General features: G+C 65.7%; 20 protein-coding genes. 15 read left to right on the top strand and 5 right to left on the bottom strand.

Features of this window, described 5'->3' with window-relative positions:
• Positions 1-112: 112 nt before the first annotated feature.
• The 9 genes from HS053_RS11425 (at position 113) to HS053_RS11385 (ending at position 7,677) form a co-directional block, all read left to right on the top strand.
• Positions 113-1,000: a LysR family transcriptional regulator gene (locus HS053_RS11425; RefSeq protein WP_174211370.1), complete on the top strand. Its 888-nt coding sequence runs from the start codon at positions 113-115 to the stop codon at positions 998-1,000.
• A gap of 99 nt (positions 1,001-1,099) precedes the next feature.
• Positions 1,100-1,534: a CBS domain-containing protein gene (locus HS053_RS11420; RefSeq protein WP_174211369.1), complete on the top strand. Its 435-nt coding sequence runs from the start codon at positions 1,100-1,102 to the stop codon at positions 1,532-1,534.
• 84 nt (positions 1,535-1,618) lie between these two features.
• Positions 1,619-2,110: a pantetheine-phosphate adenylyltransferase gene (gene coaD, locus HS053_RS11415; protein ID WP_174211368.1), complete on the top strand. Its 492-nt coding sequence runs from the start codon at positions 1,619-1,621 to the stop codon at positions 2,108-2,110.
• Between the two features lie 129 nt (positions 2,111-2,239).
• On the top strand, positions 2,240-3,985 hold the full coding sequence (gene argS, locus HS053_RS11410) for an arginine--tRNA ligase (RefSeq protein ID WP_174211367.1): 1,746 nt from the start codon (positions 2,240-2,242) through the stop codon (positions 3,983-3,985).
• A 76-nt stretch (positions 3,986-4,061) separates the two neighbouring features.
• Positions 4,062-5,003 (top strand): SPOR domain-containing protein, encoded by a 942-nt coding sequence (locus HS053_RS11405; RefSeq protein WP_174211366.1) that lies wholly within the window; start codon positions 4,062-4,064, stop codon positions 5,001-5,003.
• Positions 5,000-6,013 (top strand): glycoside hydrolase family 3 protein, encoded by a 1,014-nt coding sequence (locus HS053_RS11400; protein ID WP_174211365.1) that lies wholly within the window; start codon positions 5,000-5,002, stop codon positions 6,011-6,013. The genes HS053_RS11405 and HS053_RS11400 overlap by 4 nt, the downstream gene beginning before the upstream one ends.
• Positions 6,006-6,803 carry a segregation and condensation protein A gene (locus HS053_RS11395; protein ID WP_174211364.1) on the top strand — a complete coding sequence of 266 codons (798 nt, stop codon included), beginning with the start codon at positions 6,006-6,008 and terminating at the stop codon, positions 6,801-6,803. Before HS053_RS11400 ends, HS053_RS11395 begins: the two co-directional genes overlap by 8 nt.
• The gene (gene scpB / locus HS053_RS11390) at positions 6,800-7,435 is read left to right on the top strand and encodes an SMC-Scp complex subunit ScpB (protein WP_174211363.1); all 636 of its coding nucleotides are present in this window, start codon (positions 6,800-6,802) and stop codon (positions 7,433-7,435) included. The genes HS053_RS11395 and scpB overlap by 4 nt, the downstream gene beginning before the upstream one ends.
• 2 nt (positions 7,436-7,437) lie before the next feature.
• Positions 7,438-7,677 (top strand): hypothetical protein, encoded by a 240-nt coding sequence (locus HS053_RS11385; RefSeq protein ID WP_174211362.1) that lies wholly within the window; start codon positions 7,438-7,440, stop codon positions 7,675-7,677.
• A 37-nt stretch (positions 7,678-7,714) separates the two neighbouring features.
• Here HS053_RS11385 and HS053_RS11380 read toward each other — a convergent pair whose 3' ends face one another.
• Genes HS053_RS11380 through HS053_RS11370 form a run of 3 tightly spaced genes read right to left on the bottom strand, consistent with a single transcriptional unit; the run spans position 7,715 to position 9,944 of the window.
• Entirely contained in the window at positions 7,715-8,695 is a 981-nt protein-coding gene (locus HS053_RS11380) for a methyltetrahydrofolate cobalamin methyltransferase (RefSeq protein WP_174211361.1), read from the bottom strand.
• Between the two features lie 15 nt (positions 8,696-8,710).
• Entirely contained in the window at positions 8,711-9,628 is a 918-nt protein-coding gene (locus HS053_RS11375; protein WP_174211360.1) for a methylenetetrahydrofolate reductase, read from the bottom strand.
• Positions 9,629-9,641: 13 nt separating this feature from the next.
• Positions 9,642-9,944 carry a virulence factor gene (locus HS053_RS11370; RefSeq protein ID WP_174211359.1) on the bottom strand — a complete coding sequence of 101 codons (303 nt, stop codon included), beginning with the start codon at positions 9,942-9,944 and terminating at the stop codon, positions 9,642-9,644.
• A 306-nt stretch (positions 9,945-10,250) separates the two neighbouring features.
• On the opposite strand from HS053_RS11370, the gene HS053_RS11365 reads away from it, so the two are divergent.
• A complete protein-coding gene (locus HS053_RS11365; protein WP_174211358.1) occupies positions 10,251-11,387 on the top strand; it encodes a Ppx/GppA phosphatase family protein in 1,137 nt (378 codons plus the stop codon).
• Positions 11,384-12,115, top strand: coding sequence for an RlmE family RNA methyltransferase (locus HS053_RS11360; RefSeq protein ID WP_174211357.1), 732 nt, complete (start codon positions 11,384-11,386; stop codon positions 12,113-12,115). The genes HS053_RS11365 and HS053_RS11360 overlap by 4 nt, the downstream gene beginning before the upstream one ends.
• A 149-nt stretch (positions 12,116-12,264) precedes the next feature.
• On the opposite strand, the gene HS053_RS11355 is transcribed toward HS053_RS11360, so the two are convergent.
• Complete coding sequence (locus tag HS053_RS11355) at positions 12,265-12,834, bottom strand: YcbK family protein (protein ID WP_458358892.1); 570 nt, start codon at positions 12,832-12,834, stop codon at positions 12,265-12,267.
• A gap of 365 nt (positions 12,835-13,199) precedes the next feature.
• Here HS053_RS11355 and HS053_RS11350 point away from each other — a divergent pair, with 365 nt between their 5' ends.
• Genes HS053_RS11350 through HS053_RS11335 form a run of 4 tightly spaced genes read left to right on the top strand, consistent with a single transcriptional unit; the run spans position 13,200 to position 17,455 of the window.
• Complete coding sequence (locus HS053_RS11350) at positions 13,200-14,819, top strand: L,D-transpeptidase family protein (protein WP_347233320.1); 1,620 nt, start codon at positions 13,200-13,202, stop codon at positions 14,817-14,819.
• A gap of 30 nt (positions 14,820-14,849) precedes the next feature.
• Positions 14,850-15,941: a UDP-3-O-(3-hydroxymyristoyl)glucosamine N-acyltransferase gene (locus HS053_RS11345; protein WP_174211355.1), complete on the top strand. Its 1,092-nt coding sequence runs from the start codon at positions 14,850-14,852 to the stop codon at positions 15,939-15,941.
• 48 nt (positions 15,942-15,989) lie between these two features.
• On the top strand, positions 15,990-16,250 hold the full coding sequence (locus HS053_RS11340) for an acyl carrier protein (RefSeq protein ID WP_174211354.1): 261 nt from the start codon (positions 15,990-15,992) through the stop codon (positions 16,248-16,250).
• Positions 16,247-17,455, top strand: a complete 1,209-nt coding sequence (locus HS053_RS11335) for a beta-ketoacyl-[acyl-carrier-protein] synthase family protein (RefSeq protein ID WP_174211353.1) — start codon at positions 16,247-16,249, stop codon at positions 17,453-17,455. The genes HS053_RS11340 and HS053_RS11335 overlap by 4 nt, the downstream gene beginning before the upstream one ends.
• A gap of 56 nt (positions 17,456-17,511) precedes the next feature.
• Here HS053_RS11335 and HS053_RS11330 read toward each other — a convergent pair whose 3' ends face one another.
• Positions 17,512-18,156, bottom strand: coding sequence for an invasion associated locus B family protein (locus tag HS053_RS11330; RefSeq protein WP_174211352.1), 645 nt, complete (start codon positions 18,154-18,156; stop codon positions 17,512-17,514).
• Positions 18,157-18,380 lie beyond the last annotated feature (224 nt).

The following is an 18,380-nucleotide window of genomic DNA, read 5'->3' as shown; positions in this document are numbered from 1 at the left end:
GTTGGGGGCAGTTTACCCTTGCACAAACGCCAGACAAAGCGGCAATGTCCCAAAAGGGTTTTGCGAATTTGCAAAGGGGGATGGGCAGTATTGCCCATCCTGCGGGGGCCGGATGGATTGGGACGATCTGCGCATCTTTCTGGCGGTGGCCCGCAGCGAAAGCCTGTCGGGCGCCGGCCGGCGGCTCAAGATCGACCCGGCCACGGTGGGCCGCCGCATTGCCCGGCTGGAAGAGGCGGTCGCGGCGCGGCTGTTTGTGAAAAGCCCGCAAGGCTACGGCCTGACCGAGGCGGGAGGGCGGCTGATCGCCCATGCCGAACGCGCCGAGGCGGCGCTTGAGGGCGCGACCGAGGCGCTGGACGGGCCCGAGGGGCTGACCGGGCTGATCCGGCTGGGCGCCCCGGACGGCTGCGCCAATTACCTCTTGCCACAGGTGCTGGCCGGGATTTGCGATGCCAATCCGGGGCTTGAGGTGCAGGTGGTGGCGCTGCCCCGGGTCTTCAACCTGTCGCGGCGCGAGGCGGACATGGCCATCGGCGTCAGCCGCCCCGAGGCGGGCCGCCTGACGGTGCAGAAGCTGACCGATTACCGGCTGCATCTGGCCGCCAGTCGCGATTACCTGGAACGCCATCCGATCACCAGCCGTGCCGATCTGGGGGGGCACCGCTTTGTCGGCTATATCCCCGATATGATCTTTGACAAGGAGCTGGACTATCTGGCCGAAATCGGCGCCCCGGCGGCGGCGCTGACCTCGAACTCGGTTTCGGTGCAGCTCAATTTCCTGCGGGCCGGGGCGGGGGTGGGGGTGGTGCATGACTTTGCCCTGCCCGCCGCGCCCGACCTTGTGCGCGTGATCCCCGACGAGATCAGCCTCACCCGGGCCTTCTGGCTGATCCGCCATGCCGATGACGGGCGCGTGGCCCGGCTGAACCGCTTTGCCGATCAGTTGGTGCGCCGCGCACGGGCCGAAATGGCACGGCTGGAGGCGGGGCCGGTCTGACCCATCCGGCAATTAATGGAAAGAAGCCAAAGCATTGCTTGACAGAATCTTTCCTGCCGTGTCCGCTTACAAGGACAAACACGGACATAGGAGGTGCCCATGCTTGTCAGCCAAATTCTCAAGACGAAATCCGATGACGGGGTGGTGACGGTCGCCCCAGGAACCACCGTGGCCAAGGCGGCCGAGGTCTTGTCCGCGCGCAAGATCGGGGCGGTGGTGGTGTCGGCCGATGGCAAGCACATGGCGGGGATCGTGTCGGAGCGCGATGTGGTGCGCGAACTGGGCCGCCGCGGCCCAACCTGCCTGAGCGATACGGTGGACAGCATCATGACCGCCCGCGTCGTCACCTGCACCCGGGCAGAACGCGCTGACGATGTGTTGCAGAAGATGACCGATGGCCGTTTCCGCCATATCCCGGTGGTTGAGGGCGATGAAATGGTCGGCCTGATCTCGATCGGCGACGTGGTGAAGGCCCGGCTGGCCGAACTGGCGATGGAAAAGGACGCGCTGGAAGGCATGATCAAGGGGTTCTGAGCGCCGCCCTGCGGCACATTCGCCCTTGCAAGACGCCACGCAATATTGTTGCGTGGCGCCGCAATTCCCAGCGGAGCCTCGCCCATGCGCATCGGTCTTTACCCCGGAACCTTTGACCCGGTGACGCTGGGCCATGTCGATATCATCCAGCGCGCCATGGCGCTGGTGGACCGGCTGGTGATCGGCGTGGCGATCAACCGCGACAAGGGGCCGCTTTTCCCGCTGGAAGAGCGGGTGGCCATGGTTCAGGCCGAATGCGCCGCCATCGTGGCCCGGACCGGCGGCGAGATTGTCGTGCATCCCTTCGAAAACCTGCTGATCGACTGCGCCCGCGATGTCGGCGCGGGGGTGATCGTGCGCGGCCTGCGCGCCGTGGCGGATTTCGAATATGAATTCCAGATGGTGGGCATGAACCGCGCGCTGGATGCCTCGATCGAGACGGTTTTCCTGATGGCCGATGCGCGGCGGCAGGCCATCGCCTCGAAACTGGTGAAGGAAATTGCCCGGCTGGGGGGCGATGTGTCGAAATTCGTCACCCCCGCGGTGGACGAGGCGCTGCGCCAGCGCTTTGCCTGAGGCGCATGCGGCGGGTCAAATACTCCCGCCGGAGGCATCCTCTGCCGGGCAGGGGCGTTCCGGGTGCGGCGGACTTGACCCGACCCTTGGGCTCTGGCAATGCCGGGGCAACAGAGGAAACGTGATCAAATGAACCTGTTCGCCGAAATCCGTCTTGCCGTGACCGAGGCTCTGGCCGCTCTTGCCGAAGAGGGTGCGCTGCCCAAGGGGCTGGACCTGACCGCCGTTTCTGTCGAGCCGCCGCGCGATCCGGCGCATGGCGACATGGCAACCAATGCCGCCATGGTGCTGGCCAAGCCTGCGGGGCTGGCGCCGCGGGCGATTGCCGAGGCGCTGGCGGCGCGGCTGATGGCCGATCCGCGCATTGCCGTGGCCGATGTGGCCGGGCCGGGATTTCTGAACCTGCGGCTGGCGCCGGCGCTCTGGCATGGGGTGCTGCGGTCGGTTCTGCAATCGGGCACCGATTTCGGCCGCTCCGAGTTGGGCGCCGGGCAGAAGGTGAATGTCGAATTCGTTTCGGCCAATCCGACCGGGCCGATGCATGTCGGCCATGTGCGCGGCGCGGTGGTGGGCGATGCGCTGTCGAACCTCTTGGCCTTTGCCGGCTGGAACGTGACGCGCGAATATTACATCAACGACGGCGGCGCGCAGGTGAATGTGCTGGCCCGTTCCGCCTATGAACGCTACCGCGAGGCCAACGGGCTGGAACCGGCCATCGTCGAGGGGCTGTATCCGGGCGATTACCTGATCCCGGTGGGCGAGGCGCTGAAGAAGAAATACGGCACCAGCCTGCTGGATCAGCCCGAAGAGGTCTGGCTGGCCGATATCCGCGATTTCGCCACCGGCATGATGATGGACGAAATCCGCGCCGATCTGAAACAGCTTGGCGTGACGATGGATGTTTATTCCAGCGAAAAGGCGCTGTATGGCACGGGCGAGATCGAGGCCGCGATCCAGACCCTGCGCGGCATGGATCTGATCTATGAAGGCGTGCTGGAACCGCCGAAGGGCAAGGAGCCCGACGATTGGGAGCCGCGGGTGCAGACCCTGTTCCGCTCGACGGCGCATGGCGATGACGTGGACCGCCCGGTGATGAAATCCGACGGAAGCTGGACCTATTTCGCGCCCGATATCGCCTATCATTACAACAAGGTGCGGCGCGGCTTCGATGCGCTGATCGACATTTTCGGCGCCGATCATGGCGGCTATGTCAAGCGGATGAAGGCGGCGGTTTCGGCGCTGTCGGGCGGGCGGGTGCCCTTGGACATCAAGCTGATCCAGCTTGTGAAGCTCTGGAAGGGCGGTGAGCCGTTCAAGATGTCGAAACGGGCCGGAACCTTTGTGACGCTGCGCGATGTGGTGGATCAGGCGGGCGCCGATGTGACCCGCTTCATTATGCTGACGCGCAAGAATGACGTGGCCTTGGATTTCGATTTCGACAAGGTGCTGGAGCAGTCGAAGGACAATCCGGTGTTCTATGTGCAATACGCCAATGCGCGGGTGAATTCGATCCTGCGCAAGGCGCGGGACGCCGGGATTGCCTGTGATGATCCCAGCCTTCTGGCCGCCGATCTGACCGGGGTGACCCATGAGGCGGAACTGGCCATGATGCGCAAGATCGCCGAATGGCCGCGTCTTGTCGAGATCGCCGCGCGCGGGAACGAGCCGCACCGGATTGCCTTCTACCTTTATGAATTGGCGTCGGAATTCCACGGCCTGTGGAACCGCGGCAATGACGAACCGGCGCTGCGCTTCATCCAAGAGGGCAATGCAGCAACATCTGCCGCAAAAATCACCCTTGCGCGGGCCACGGGCGTTGTGATCGCGGCGGGCTTGGGTATCTTGGGCGTTACTCCGGTTGAGGAAATGCGCTGACCAAGGCGCCCCGCCGGGTCGAGCAGGCAGCAACAGACCGGGGGGGCATGTATCGCCCCGGCAGGCGAGGCGAAAGATGGCGGGCGTGGATTTCGATTCCTACGAAGGCGGTTTTGCGCGGGGCGCGCGGCTGGGGCGGACGGTCAACCTGATTGGCGGGGCCTGCTCGGTCGCGCTCATCCTTGGTTTGGGTGTCTGGGGCTACAAGCTGGCGCTGCGCGATGTGACGGGGATTCCGGTGTTCCGCGCCGTCGAGGGGCCGCTGCGGATCGCGCCGAAAGACCCGGGCGGGTCGGTCACCATGCATCAGGGCCTGTCGGTGAATGCGGTGGCCGCGGCGGGCACCGCGCTACCGCTGCCCGAAACGCTGACCCTTGCGCCGCGCGGGGTGGAGCTGGACCCGAGCGATGCGGCGGGGCTGGCCGATCTGCCGATGGAGGCGGACAGCACGCCCTCGCTGGACCCGATGATCGACGCGGCCCTGCTGGCGCCGCAAGAGGGGAGCATGGCCCCGGTCGAAACCGAGACCGATGCGGTTGCCGCCGCCTTGGCCGAGGCATTGGCCGATGGTGCCGAGCCGCTGGCAGAACCCGCCCCGGCAGAGGATCTGGCGATGGTTGAACCCGCGCCGACCGAAGCCGCGCCGGTTGCCGACCTCAAACGCCCCCGCGCGCGGCCCGAAACGCTGGCAGCGGTTACGGCCCCCGTGCCTGTTGCGGCTTCGACCGCGCCCGCGCCTGCCGAAGTGGACCCGGCGGCGGTTCCGGCGGGAACCGCCATGGTGCAGTTGGGCGCCTTTGACGATCAGGATGCGGCGCGGGGTGAATGGACACGGCTGGCCACCAAGTTCGGCGATCTGATGGCGGGCAAGTCGCTTGTGGTGCAGGCGGCGCAATCGGGCGGGCGCACCTTCTACCGGCTGCGCGCCATGGGCTTTGCCAGCGAAGAGGACAGCCGCCTGTTCTGCACCGCCATGCTCAAGGGCAATGCCACCTGCATTCCGGTCTTGCAGCGATGATCCCTCTGGGCCGGATGGCGGCCGTTTTCGGCTGTGCCGGGCCGGTTCTGCTGCCCGATGAACGCGCGTTTTTCCGTGACGCCGACCCTTTGGGCTTTATCCTCTTTGCCCGCAATGTCGAAGACCCGGGGCAGCTTGCCCGGCTGACCGCCGATCTGCGCGAGGCGGTGGGCCGCGATGCGCCGGTGCTGGTCGATCAGGAGGGCGGACGGGTGCAGCGGCTGCGCGGGCCGCATTGGCGCGAATGGCAGCCGCCTTTGGATACCGTCGCCGCCCTTGGCCCGCAGGCGCCGCGGGCGCTGTATCTGCGGGCGCAACTGATCGCCGCCGAATTGCGGGCGGTGGGCATCGACTGCAACTGCGCGCCGGTGGCCGATATCGCCGCGCCGCAGACCCATCCGTTCCTGCGCAACCGCTGCCATGGCGAGGATGTCGCCACGGTCATCACCAACGCCCGCGCGGTGGCTGACGGACATCTGGCAGCGGGGGTGTTGCCGGTGATGAAGCATCTGCCCGGTCATGGCCGCGCTAGCGCCGACACCCATCACGACCTGCCCACGGTGACCGCCCCCGCCGAAGAGCTTGCGGCATGGGATTTCGCCCCGTTCCGTGCGCTGGCCGATCTGCCGATGGCGATGACGGCGCATATCGTCTTTGCCGCCTATGACCGCCGTCCCGCCACCCAGTCGCCCGAGATGATCCGGGTGATCCGCGACGAGATCGGCTTTGCCGGGCTTTTGCTGACCGACGATCTGAACATGCAGGCGCTGGCGGGCACGCTGGCCGAGCGGACGGCGCGGGCGATGGCGGCGGGCTGCGATATCGCGCTGCATTGCAGGGGCGATCTGGCCGAGATGTTGCAGGTCGCCTCGACTGCCGGAGAAATGGGCAATGCCACCCGCAGCCGCGCCGCCGCGGCACTGGCCCGCCGCCGCCCTGACGCGCCGGTTGACATCGCGGGCCTGGAGGCCGAGCTTGCGGCTATCCGCCCCGCGAGGCTGCATGGCTGACCCCGAACCCGAAGATTGGACCGCCACCGAACGCCTGACCCCCGCCGACCGGCTGCAGGCCGAGGCGCTGATCGTCGATGTCACCGGCTTTGAAGGGCCGCTGGACCTGCTGCTCACCCTGTCGCGGACGCAGAAGGTCGATCTGCGGCGGATTTCGGTGCTGCAACTGGCCGAGCAATATCTGGGGTTCGTCACCAAGGCCCGCGATCTGCGGATCGAGCTTGCTGCCGATTATCTGGTGATGGCGGCCTGGCTGGCCTTCCTCAAATCGCGGCTCTTGTTGCCGCCCGAACCGGGCGAGGCGGGGCCAAGCGCCGAAGACCTTGCCGCCCATCTGGCCTTTCAGCTTGAACGCCTTTCGGCGATGCGTGAGGCGGCGGCGCGGCTGATGGCGCGTGATCAGTTGGGCCGCGATTTCTTTCCCCGGGGTCGGCCCGAGGCGATCTCGACCCGCACCGATGTCACCTATGAGGCGACGCTGCTGGACCTGATGCGCGCCTATGCGCGGCTGCGGACGCGGGATGAATTCCGCCCCTATGCCTTTGACCGCCATGATGTTTTTACCATGGAGCAGGCGCTTGACCGGATGCGCGGGCTCTTGGGTTATGCCGGGGACTGGGCCGAGTTGACGCAGTTCCTGCCCGAAGGCTGGGACAGCAATCCCGCGCGGCGCCGTTCGGCCACCGCGGCGCATTTCGCGGCCATTCTGGAGATGGCCAAGCGGGGCCAAGTGAAAATCCGTCAGGGTGAGGTCTTTGCCCCGATCCAGATTCGCCGGGCAGAGCCATGAGCGGCGAGCCCATCGAACGCAGCCTGTTCGAAGCGCCGCCCATGGGCGAGCAGGAGAGGATGGTCGAAGCCATTCTCTTTGCCAGCGCCGAGCCGGTGACGCTGGCCGAGCTGATTGCGCGGATGCCGCATGGCTGTGATCCGGCCGAGGCGCTGGTCACCCTGCGCCGCCGCTATGAGGGGCGCGGGGTGCAGTTGCAAAAGGTGGGGGAGGCATGGGCCTTTCGCACCGCGCCCGACCTTGGCGCGCTGATGCACAAGGAGCAGGCCGAGACCCGCAAGCTTTCCCGTGCGGCGATAGAAACGCTGGCGATTGTCGCCTATCACCAGCCGGTCACCCGCACGGAAATCGAGGAAATCCGCGGGGTTGCGGTTTCCCGGGGCACGATTGACCAGTTGATGGAGCTGGAATGGATCCGGCTGGGGCGGCGGCGGATGACGCCGGGGCGCCCGGTGACTTTTGTTGTGACGCAGGGATTTCTGGACCATTTCGGGCTGGAATCGGCCCGCGATCTGCCCGGGATCAAGGAATTGCGGGCGGCGGGCTTGCTCGACAGCCGCCCGTTGCCCGGCGCATCCGCGCCAGATGAGGAAGAGGCCCAGACCGGCCAGAGCGAACTTTTCGAGGATTGAGCATGGACCTGAACCGACTGATCAACATGATCATCAACAAGCTGATGGGCCGCGTGGTGAATACGGCCATCGACAAGGGCTTCGATCTGGCATCGAACCGGGGCAGGCCGTCGGTTGCGGCCTCTGCGGAGGCGGCCCCGGTGGATGAAAGGACGCCCGCCGAGCGGAAACAGGCGCAAGATGCCAAGAAGCTGGCGCAGCGCGCGAAAAAGGCCCAACGCGCCGCACGCAAGCTGATGTGACAGCGCCTTCGGCCCGGCAGGGCCGAAGGCGGGGGCCTTAGCCGCGGCCGCGGCGGCCGCCGCGACGGCCACCGGCGGCTTGGCTCGCCGCAGCCGAGGCTTCGGCGAAGGTAGCGCCACCTTCGACCGCTTCCAGAACCTTGGCAAAGCGGATCCATTCGCCGCCATTGGCATCATGGTTCATCAGGAAGTTGGCGGCACGGATCGCCTCCATCTCCTGCTGGCGCACCGGGTTCATGATCGCCGAGGTCATGCCGGCGCCAATCGCCATGGGCAGGAAGGCGCCGTTGATGCCGTGGCGGTGCGGCAGCCCGAAGGAGATGTTCGAGGCGCCGCAGGTGGTGTTCACGCCCAGCTCTTCGCGCAGGCGGCGCACCAGCGCGAACACCTGTTGCCCCGCCGAAGCCATGGCGCCCACGGGCATCACCAGCGGATCGACCACGATATCATGCGCCGGAATGCCGAAATCGGCGGCGCGCTGCACGATCTTTTTCGCCACGGCAAAACGCACATCGGGATCGGGCGAAATGCCGGTGTCGTCGTTGGAAATCGCCACGACCGGCACGTTGTATTTCTTGACCAGCGGCAGGACGAGTTCCAGCCGCTCCTCCTCCCCCGTGACCGAGTTCAGGAGGGGCCGCCCCTCGCAGGCCATCAGCCCGGCCTCAAGCGCGCCGGGCACCGAGCTGTCGATGCACAGGGGCACGTCCACCGTCTGCTGAATGATCTCGATCAGCGCCTTCATCAGCGGCGGCTCGACAAAGTTGTTGTCGGCATAGCGCGGGTCTTCGGCCATCTTGTTGGTAAAGACGGCGCCCGAGTTCACGTCAAGGATGGTCGCACCGCAGGCAACCTGCTCCAGCGCGTCCTTGATCACGGTTTCGAAATTGCCTGCCTCCAGTTCCGCGGCGAGTTTCTTGCGCCCGGTGGGATTGATCCGCTCACCGATCACGGCGAAGGGTTCGTCAAAACCGATGATCACGGTTTTCGTTTTGGATTCAACGACGGTGCGGGTCATTCTTCAACCTTTTTCTTAGGCGTTTGCAGGGCGGCCCGAGGCGCCGCCATTGTCGGTTACCCATTGGGCATTGGTCTTGATGCCGCCCAGCGGGAAGAAATGCACCTGTTCGATGCCAAAGCCGGGGTTGGCGGCCTTGTGCGCGGCAAGGGCCGCGATCACATCGGTCGGCTCATAGGGCAACAGAAGCTTGGTCACATCCATTGCACGCTTTTGCAGCACCTTGAGCGAGGGGCCGACACCGCAGGCGATGGCGAATTTGATCAGGGTTTGCAGCTTGGCCGGACCGGCGACGCCGATATGCACCGGCAGCTTGACGCCTTCGGCAGCCAGACGATCCACCCAAGCAATCACAGGGGCGGCGTCAAAGCAGAACTGGGTGGCCATGGCAATTTTCGCATCGGTGCGCTCGGCAAAGGCGGATTTCCAGCGCGCGGCCTGCATCACCATCTTGTCGGAACCATCGGGGTCGATGTCCTTGTTGCCTTCCGGGTGGCCGGCGACATGCAGGCGGGAAAAGCCGTCAAAGGCGCCCGATTCCAGAAGCTGCATCGAGGTTGCGAAATCGCCGACCGGCTGCGCCACGCCGCCAGCCAGCAACAGGCCCTGCCGCACGCCGACATCCTTGTAACGGCTGACCCATTCGCCCAGCGTGGCGCGGTCCTTGATGATGCGGGCCGGGAAATGCGGCATCACATCGTAACCTTCGGCGCCGATGCGTTTGGCGGTGGCCACCATGTCGTCAATAGGGGTGCCTTCGATATGGGCGATGTAGACGCGGGTGCCGCGCGGCAGCAGGGCGCGGAAATCCTCGACCTTCTCGGCGGTGCGCGGCATCACCTCGATCGAATAGCCTTTCAGGAAGGCTTCCACCTGCGCGGGGTTGCCGGTGGCGGCGGGGGTGCTGTCCTTGCGGAAGAAACTCAGGGCCATGTCGTTCTCCTCGTCAGGCTTGCGCCCAACCCTCGGCGTTGATCAGCGCCTTCAGGCGCTCGGTGTCATATTCGGCTTCGAGCCGGGCGGCTTCGGCGGCGGCGACGGCATCCTGATCGCCCTCGACCTCATAGGGATCGGCCTTGCGCCATTCGGCAAGGTAGGCATCGGCGTCCTTGGCGCCGATCTTCATGGCGCAACGGTCGATCGCCTGTTCAAAGCGTTCGCTCAACTGCACCTTCGATCCGCGCCGTCCCTTGCCCACGATGACCTGGGCCGGGATGTCGCGCCAGTAGACTATGATGACGTCCGGCATCTGCCCTGATTCCCTTGCTGTTCCCGTGTTCCGTTCTAGCGCCTGCCTGCGACAGCAAGGGTCGGTTTTCGACATGGCCCGTGTCGCTTGCGACCCAAACGACCGCCGCCTGCGACCCATGCTCTGCGCCGGTGTTTCCTGACATGCGCCGGCGGGCAGGGCCACCCCCGGAAGCTGCCCCGGCCAAGAGAAGTTTTCATGTATTACATGAACATCTTTGGAATGCGGCGGTGCGGCGGGGGCAGGGTGCTTGCAAGCGCCCCGTCGCGGGGTTACCTTGGGGATAACCACAGATGGAGGGCGGTTATGACGCCCGAGCGTCCCCGAGGGGCGGACGCGAAAGAGCTTGCGGTCGAGGTTCCGAGAGGGGCTTCCCGCCGGACCGAGTCTGCCCCTCAAGAACCCGGGTCAGGGCGGCTTTATGCCGCCGTGGACCTTGGCACGAATTCGTGCCGTATGCTGATTGCCCAACCCCGGGGCAGTCAGTTTCATGTCGTGGACAGTTTTTCCAAGACTGTCCAGCTTGGCGCCGGGCTTGAAGCTTCGGGCCGGTTGTCGCGTGCCTCGATGGGGCGCACGATGCAGGCTTTGCGCATCTGCCAGAAGAAGATCGAAAGCCATGGCATCACCCGGATGCGGCTGGTGGCGACCGAAGCCTGCCGTCGCGCCCGCAATGCCAAGGATTTCATGCGGCAGGTGCGGCGGGAAACCGGGCTGAACGTGGAAATCATCGCCGCCGAGGAAGAGGCGCGGCTGGCGGTGATCTCCTGCGCCCCCTTGGTGACCGCGCGGACCGAGCAGCTTCTGGTGGTGGATATTGGCGGCGGTTCGACCGAGCTGGTCTGGATCGACCTGTCCGATGTGCCACCCGAAGACCGCGCCCGCGCCATCATGCGGCTGCACCGCGGCTTTCACGGCCAACCGTTGGGCAGCGCCCGGGTGGTGGACTGGATTTCGGTGCCGCTTGGTGTGGCGACGCTGAAGGACCAGTTTCAGGATGTTGAGGATGACGGTGCGCGTTTCGCGCTGATGAGCTGGTTTTTCGAGGAAAACCTTGCCTCTTTCAGCCCCTATAACGCCCAGAACCCGCGCGAGGGGTTCCAGATCATCGGCACCTCGGGCACGGTCACCACGGTTGCGGCCAGCTATCTGGGCCTGCGCCGCTATGACCGGACCAAGGTGGACGGGCTGGAGATGACCAGCGACCAGATCGACTTTGTGATCCGCGACTATCTGGCGCTTGGCCCCGAGGGCCGCCGCACCGATCCGCGGATCGGGCGCGACCGCCATACGCTGATCATGTCGGGCGCGGCGATCCTTCAGGCGCTGATGCGGGTCTGGCCGACCGACCGGCTTTCGGTGGCCGACCGCGGGCTGCGCGAGGGGCTTTTATATGCACAGATGAGCGCGGATGGCGTTCTGGAAGACGGACCTTACCTATGACCGAGAAAAACACCTCTGGCCGCGGCCAGCGCGAGTTGCGCGTGCGGGTCAAGACCGCCAAGGGGCGCAAACTGTCCTCCACCCTCTGGCTGGAGCGGCAGTTGAACGACCCCTATGTGATCCGGGCCCGGAAAGAGGGCTATCGCGGCAGGGCGGCCTACAAGATTCTGGAGCTGGACGACAAATACGGCTTTCTCAAACCCGGCGCCCGGGTGGTGGACCTTGGCTGCGCGCCGGGCGGCTGGTGCCAGGTGGCGGTAGAGCGGGTCAATGCGCTGGGGCAGAATCCGAAAAAGCCGGTCGGCACCGTTCTGGGCGTCGATCTGCAAGAGGTGGAGCCGATTGCCGGGGCCGATATCCATGTGCTGGATTTCCTCTCGGACGAGGCGGACGGGCTGGTCAAGGGCTGGCTGGGCGGACGCGCCGATGTGGTGATGTCCGACATGGCGGCGGCGGCAAGCGGCCACAAAGGCACCGACCACTTGCGCATCGTGGCGCTGGTCGAGGCGGCGCTGGCCTTTGCCTTTGACGTGCTGGAAGAGGGCGGAACCTTCGTGGCCAAGGTGCTGGCGGGCGGGGCGGAAATCCAGATGCAGACCATGCTCAAGCAGAATTTCCGCAAGGTGGCGAATGTAAAGCCGCCGGCCAGCCGGTCGGACAGTTCCGAGAAATTCGTCGTGGCGCAGGGGTTCCGGGGCCGTGAACGGGCGGTCGAAACCGAAGACTGACCGCGCCGGGGGAACATCCGTCCCCCGGTCCCCCCGGGCCCGGCGCTGCATTGATCACCGGCAGTCAACAAACCGTCAGCCTGAAAATGACGAAGGGCACCCGATGGTGCCCTGATCGTTCAAATTGCCGTCAATTTCCTCAGGCGCCCTCAGGCGCCCCAAGTGCGGACCGGGCCGCAATCCATATGCACGAAGTTCGAGCGCGAATAGGTGCCGACACCGCCGCCCGAACAGGCCTTGGCCGCCTTGGCCATCTGACCGACCGAACGCGACTTGAGCCGCAGATCCGCCGCCTGCCCCTTCATGTGGAGCGAGTTCTTCGCCACGCCGCGCGAGTTGGAACGCAGCATCGCATTGGTGGCCGGGCTGCGGTAACCCGAGAGCAGCATGTAAGGCTCGCTCACATCCATCAGGCGGTGCGCGGCTGCCATCACGTCAAAATTGCGCGGGTCCATCTTCAGCGTGTCATCCGTGCGCCAGTCACGCATGAAGTGATTGATTTCTTTCAGAACCTCGGGGATATACTCGCCTTCGATCCAGTAGATGGTGTCGATGCTTTCCCCGGTGCGGCCCGAATACATGCGGATGCGGCGGATATCGCCGGCGCCTTTCAGCAGCCCGAATGCGTTGGAATAGGTGGGGGCGGCCACAACCGCCGTTGCTGCGAACACACCCAAAAGGCCGCGCCGCGTGATCCCGTTCTTGCCTGTCATCGCCATTCTGTGCGCCTGTCCCGTCGCTGGTCTTCGACCGCCTGTATCGGCGGCTCTTTCGCACTTCATCCCCAAGTGCCCGATCCTTATGTCACAGACGGGGCGGGGACCAAAGGGCAGAATGGCCGCTGCGACTCACCTTGACGGCAATCGGCAAAAAATTGCTGAAAGCGGCTCTGGCAAGGTGGGGAATTCCGCAGGGGGGTGTTTGCGGTTTTTCTGTCAACAATCGTGGCGCGGCTGCATCACCGCCGCGTGAGGCCGCGCCAAGCCCGGTTTACACTATCGCAGTTTTGATCGAAACTTGAAGAAATTCAGGGGGGATGCGGGGCGATCTGGCACCACTCTCTCCACCCGCCAGAGGATGTGCCGTGAAGAAATCAGTCGCCCGTGCCCTTCGCCTGCCTTTGCGGTCACATCTGGCGGCGGTGGCACTCGGGGTGACTCTGGGGCTGACCTTTTCCGGCGGCGCGGCGGCGCAAAGCACCTCTTTCACCCGTGCCTTGGCCGAAGCGGCATCGCAAAGCGACTCGATTGCCGCTTTCTACCGTCTGCGCGGGTATCAGACGCTGTGGACCGGGCCGGAAGATGCCACGCGGCGCGAGGCGTTCCTGACCGCGCTGGACGGTGCGGCGGTGCAGGGCCTGCCCGCGGCGCGCTATGGCCGGGCCGATCTGGTGGCGGCTTTCCGTTCGGCGGTGACCGAAGGCGACCGCGGCCGGCTGGAAGTGGCGATGAGCCGGGCCTTTGTCGCCTGGGCCACCGATATCGAAAGCGGTGCCATCGACCCCAAGAAGGTGGACAAGACCATTCTGCGCGAGATTCTGCGGCCCGAACCGGGGCAGCTTCTGGCCGCCCTCGCCGGATCGGAGCCGCGCAGCTATCTGGCAAGCCTTGGTCCGCGGACCCCGGAATATGCCCGGCTGGTGAAGGAAAAGCTGCGGCTTGAGGGGGTGATCGCGGCGGGCGGCTGGGGCGCCGATCTGCCCGGCACGCTGAAACCCGGCGCGGTGGGGCCGGACGCCGTGGCGCTGCGCGAACGGCTGGTGGCGCTGGGATATCTGCCGCCCTCGTCGGCGGGCAGCTATGACAAGACGCTGGTGCGGGCGGTGCAGCGGTTCCAGACCGATCAGGGGATCGCGGCCGATGGCGTTGTCGGCGAAAGCACGCTGGCGGCGCTGAACACGGCGCCGGAAGAGCGGCTGAAGGCCGTGGTCGTGGCGTTGGAGCGGCTGCGCTGGATGGGCGATGCCCCGCGCGGCAGCCGGCATATCTGGGTGAACCAGCCCGATTTCACCGCGCGCATCGTTGATGACGGCCGGGTCACCTTCCAGACCCGCGCGGTGATCGGCAAGAACGTTCCCGATCAGCGGACACCGGAATTTTCCGACGAGATGGAATATATGGTGGTGAACCCGAGCTGGGGGGTGCCGCGCTCGATCATCGTCAAGGAATATCTGCCGCTGTTGCAGCGAAACCCCAACGCCGTCAGCCATCTGCAGGTGGTCGATGGCCGGGGCCGGGTGGTGCCGCGCGGGGCGGTGAACTTTGCGGCCTATTCGGCGCGCTCTTTCCCCTTCGGCCTGCGTCAGCCGCCGTCGGATGGCAATGCGCTGGGGAAGGTGAAGTTCATGTTCCCCAATGAGAACAACATCTATCTGCATGATACGCCTGCGAAAAACCTGTTTTCGCATGAGGTGCGGGCCTATAGCCACGGCTGTATCCGGCTGGGCGACCCCTTTGACTTTGCCTATACGTTGCTGGCGGCGCAGACCGATGATCCCAAGGGTGTTTTCAAGCATGAGCTGGACAGCAACAAGGAATCCAACCTTGCGCTGCAACAGCATGTTCCGGTGCATCTGGTCTATTTCACCGCCTGGCCCACGGCGCGCGGCACCATCGGATATCGCAATGACATCTACGGTCGTGACGCCGCGATTTTCGAGGCGCTGACCGAGGCCGGGGTGGTCTTGCCGGGCGTTCAGGGCTAATCCAGACCGGCAAACCGCCCGGAGGACCCCATGACCCATACCATCCGTGACATCGCGCAGGCCATCGGGGCCGAGGCGGCGGGCGATCTGGAGCTGACCGTCTCGGGCGCGGCGGAACCCGCCCTGGCGCGGGCCGACCAACTGGCGCTGGCGATGGACCCGAAATATGCGCCCGGTCTGGCCAAGGGGCAGGCGCGGGTGGCCATGCTCTGGCCCGGGGCCGACTGGCAGGCGATGGGCTTGCAGGCGGCAATCTTTGCGCCGCGCGGGCGGCTGGCGATGGCGGGGCTGTCGCGGATGCTGGATGCGGGGCCCGCGATTGCCCCCGGCATCCATCCGATGACGGTGATCGACCCAAGCGCCGAGATCGGTGAAGGTGCCGCCATCGGCCCCTTCGTGACCATCGGCGCCGGGGTGCGGCTGGGGGCGCGGGCGCGGGTGGCCTCGCATGTGTCAATCGCCGAAGGGGCGGTGATCGGGGCCGATGCGCTGATCTGTCAGGGGGCGCGGATCGGGGCGCGGGTGGTGATCGGCGACCGCTTCATCTGCCAGCCGGGCGCGGTGATCGGCGCGGACGGGTTTTCCTTTGTCACGCCCGAGAAATCGGGGGTTGAGGAAATCCGCCAAACCCTTGGACAACGCGAGGAAATCCGGGCGCAAAGCTGGACGCGGATTCACTCGCTGGGCGCAGTGACCATCGGCGATGATGTCGAGGTGGGCGCCAATGCCACCATCGACCGCGGCACGATCCGCGACACCGTGATCGGCTCGGGGACCAAGCTGGATAACCTTGTTCACGTCGGCCATAACGTGCAGGTCGGGCGCGATTGCCTGCTCTGCGGGCAGGTCGGCATTGCCGGGTCCAGCCGGATCGGCGACCGGGTGGTGCTGGCCGGGCAATGCGGCGTCAATGACAATATCTTTGTCGGCGATGATGTGATCTGCGGCGGCGGCACCAAGATTTTCACCAATGCTCCGGCGGGCCGGGTGCTGCTGGGCTATCCGGCGGTGAAGATGGAAACCCATCTGGAAATGCAAAAGGCGCTGCGCCGCCTGCCGCGCCTTGCCGCCCGGGTGGCCGAGATGGAAAAGGTCATTGCACCGTCATCTGACCGTGACTGAACCGTCATGTTCTGATGACTTAAGTCACGCCGGATCAGGGGGCCAAGTATGACCGCATTCATTTCCGACCGGGTAATCGCCATCATCGCGGAACAGGCGGTGCTGGACATCTCGGACGTTCATCTGTCTTCGACGCTGGAAAGCCTTGGGATCGACAGTCTGGGGCTGGTGGAAGCGATCTTCGCCATCGAAGAGGCGTTCGACATCTCGGTGCCCTTCAACGCCAATGAACCGGGCAAAAGCGCCTTTGACATCTCTTCGGTGGGGGCCATCGTCGGCGCCGTCGAGGCGCTGATCGCGGCGAAATGAGGCGGGTCGTCATCACCGGGGCGGGCACGGTCAACCCCTTGGGCACCGATCTGGCCGCAACCTGGGCCGCGATGGCCGCGGGGCGGGTTGCGATTGGCCCGCTCGACATCCGCGACCGGGAACGGCTTTCGGTGCAGATCGGGGCGCAGGTGCAGGGGTTTGACCCTGAGGTGCATTTCGACAGGGCGCAACTGGGGATGCTGGACCGTTTCGCGCAATTCGCGCTGGTCGCGGCGCGGCAGGCGGTTGCACAGGCGGGGGTGGATTTCGCGGGCGATCTGGGCCTGCGGGCCGGGGTGGTGATGGGCACCGCCGGGGGCGGGCTGACCACGTCGGACGACAGCTATCGCACGGTTTACGAAGAGGGCAAGGCGCGGGTGCATCCCTTCACCGTGCCGCGGCTGATGAACAATGCGGCGGCAAGCCATGTGTCCATGGAATTCGGGCTGCGCGGACCCACCTTCAGCGTGGCGACCGCCTGCGCCTCGTCGAATCACGCGATGGGACTGGCGTTTCAGATGGTCCGCGCCGGGGCGGCGCCGGTCATGCTGGCCGGTGGGTCCGAAGCGATGCTGTGTTTCGGCGGCATCAAGGCTTGGGAGGGGCTGCGCGTGATGGCGCGTGATGCCTGCCGCCCGTTTTCCGCCGACCGCTCTGGCATGGTGCAGGGCGAGGGGGCGGCGGTTTTCGTATTTGAGGACCGCGACCATGCCCTTGCCCGCGGCGCCGAAATTCTGGCCGAAGTGGCGGGCTTTGCCATGACCTCGGATGCCGCCGATATCGTCATGCCCTCGGCCGAAGGGGCGGGGCGGGCGATGGCGGGGGCGCTGGCCGATGCCGGGATCGCGCCCGAGGCGGTGGATTACATCAACGCCCATGGCACCGGCACGGCGGCCAATGACCGCACCGAATGCGCCGCCATCGCGCAGGTGTTCGGGGATCATGCGCGGCGGCTGATGGTGTCCTCCACCAAGTCGATGCATGGCCATCTGATCGGTGGCACTGGGGCGGTGGAGCTGCTGGCCTGCCTGATGGCGCTGCGGCAGGGGGTGGTGGCGCCGACCATGGGGTTTACCACCTCCGACCCCGATTGCCCGCTGGATGTGGTGCCGAACATGGCGCGGCAAGCGCGGGTCGAAGTGGCGCTGTCCAACGCCTTTGCCTTTGGCGGGCTGAACGCAGTACTGGCGCTGCGGCGGGCTTGAGAAACCGGGCATGAAAAAGCCCCGCCGGAGCGGGGCTTGATGGGCCTGTCCGAAGATCAGTTCGCGGGCTTGGGCGCGGTGGCCTTCACCGCGTCGAACCCGGCGGTGAACCCCTTGAGAGAGATGTCCAGCGTCACCTTCTGATCGGGGGCGGCGGCGGGAACAATGGTCATCACCGCCTTGGCGCCCTTCTTGAACTGGCCGACTTCTTCGGCGGTAAAGCCGATGCGGGCGATGCAGCCGATCTGGGTGCAGAAGGTGAAGGGGTAAATCTTGGGCGCCGTGCCGTCGATGGCAATGGTCAGATTGCCGGTCAGCAGGGTTTCCAGGGGCACGATCACCGTGGCACCCGCCACGGCCTGACCGCCCTCGGGCAGGGCGAACATGCTGATTTCGGCCACCGAATTGCCCGAGCCATCCTTGAGAAGCTGATAAAGCTGGCAAGGATCGGCGCCATCGGCCGTCTTGACGCAGCGCTGCTCCCAGATTTCGAAAGCCTTGGCCATATAGGTCTCACCCACATTGGCCTGTTCCTGCGTCAGCGGCCCGGCCTGGGCGGGGGTGCCCATCGACAGGCCGGGGGTCTCGGTCGCCACGGCGGGCGGCGTGGCCGCTTCCTGGGCGAAAGCACCCGCGCTGCCAAGCATGAGGCCAAGGCCGGCGGCCAGACCGAGCAGACGGGAAAATTGGGGCTTCGACATCGCTGTCACTTCCTTCGTTGAACGGTGCTGCACTAGCACGCAGAGGCCCGGAAGTCAGGGGGAAAACATCCGCGTCCGCAAAGCTTTGGGCAAGAAGATGCCGAAGCTGAAATGAAGAAAAGGGCCGGAAGACCGGCCCTTTTGCGGTGGCATTTTTTGCTCCCTGTCGGACTGCCCGACTTCATGGGGCAGACGCTATTGCGGTTTTGCTGAACCGTCAACTG

The organism is Tabrizicola fusiformis, assembly GCF_013328815.1.
Taxonomy (GTDB): domain Bacteria; phylum Pseudomonadota; class Alphaproteobacteria; order Rhodobacterales; family Rhodobacteraceae; genus Fuscibacter.
Note: the sequence above shows the minus strand (reverse complement) of the source record. Positions and strands in the feature narration are given on the sequence as shown.

Coding starts and splice junctions, on each gene's coding strand:
- HS053_RS11380 (WP_174211361.1), bottom strand. CDS start 8,695: ATGACCCGCACCGTCGTTGAATCCAAAACGAAAACCGTGATCATCGGT.
- HS053_RS11400 (WP_174211365.1), top strand. CDS start 5,000: ATGATCCCTCTGGGCCGGATGGCGGCCGTTTTCGGCTGTGCCGGGCCG.
- coaD (WP_174211368.1), top strand. CDS start 1,619: ATGCGCATCGGTCTTTACCCCGGAACCTTTGACCCGGTGACGCTGGGC.
- HS053_RS11360 (WP_174211357.1), top strand. CDS start 11,384: ATGACCGAGAAAAACACCTCTGGCCGCGGCCAGCGCGAGTTGCGCGTG.
- HS053_RS11375 (WP_174211360.1), bottom strand. CDS start 9,628: ATGGCCCTGAGTTTCTTCCGCAAGGACAGCACCCCCGCCGCCACCGGC.
- HS053_RS11425 (WP_174211370.1), top strand. CDS start 113: ATGGATTGGGACGATCTGCGCATCTTTCTGGCGGTGGCCCGCAGCGAA.
- HS053_RS11395 (WP_174211364.1), top strand. CDS start 6,006: ATGGCTGACCCCGAACCCGAAGATTGGACCGCCACCGAACGCCTGACC.
- scpB (WP_174211363.1), top strand. CDS start 6,800: ATGAGCGGCGAGCCCATCGAACGCAGCCTGTTCGAAGCGCCGCCCATG.
- HS053_RS11330 (WP_174211352.1), bottom strand. CDS start 18,156: ATGTCGAAGCCCCAATTTTCCCGTCTGCTCGGTCTGGCCGCCGGCCTT.
- HS053_RS11335 (WP_174211353.1), top strand. CDS start 16,247: ATGAGGCGGGTCGTCATCACCGGGGCGGGCACGGTCAACCCCTTGGGC.
- HS053_RS11405 (WP_174211366.1), top strand. CDS start 4,062: ATGGCGGGCGTGGATTTCGATTCCTACGAAGGCGGTTTTGCGCGGGGC.
- HS053_RS11355 (WP_458358892.1), bottom strand. CDS start 12,834: ATGGCGATGACAGGCAAGAACGGGATCACGCGGCGCGGCCTTTTGGGT.
- HS053_RS11370 (WP_174211359.1), bottom strand. CDS start 9,944: ATGCCGGACGTCATCATAGTCTACTGGCGCGACATCCCGGCCCAGGTC.
- argS (WP_174211367.1), top strand. CDS start 2,240: ATGAACCTGTTCGCCGAAATCCGTCTTGCCGTGACCGAGGCTCTGGCC.
- HS053_RS11385 (WP_174211362.1), top strand. CDS start 7,438: ATGGACCTGAACCGACTGATCAACATGATCATCAACAAGCTGATGGGC.
- HS053_RS11345 (WP_174211355.1), top strand. CDS start 14,850: ATGACCCATACCATCCGTGACATCGCGCAGGCCATCGGGGCCGAGGCG.
- HS053_RS11420 (WP_174211369.1), top strand. CDS start 1,100: ATGCTTGTCAGCCAAATTCTCAAGACGAAATCCGATGACGGGGTGGTG.
- HS053_RS11365 (WP_174211358.1), top strand. CDS start 10,251: ATGACGCCCGAGCGTCCCCGAGGGGCGGACGCGAAAGAGCTTGCGGTC.
- HS053_RS11340 (WP_174211354.1), top strand. CDS start 15,990: ATGACCGCATTCATTTCCGACCGGGTAATCGCCATCATCGCGGAACAG.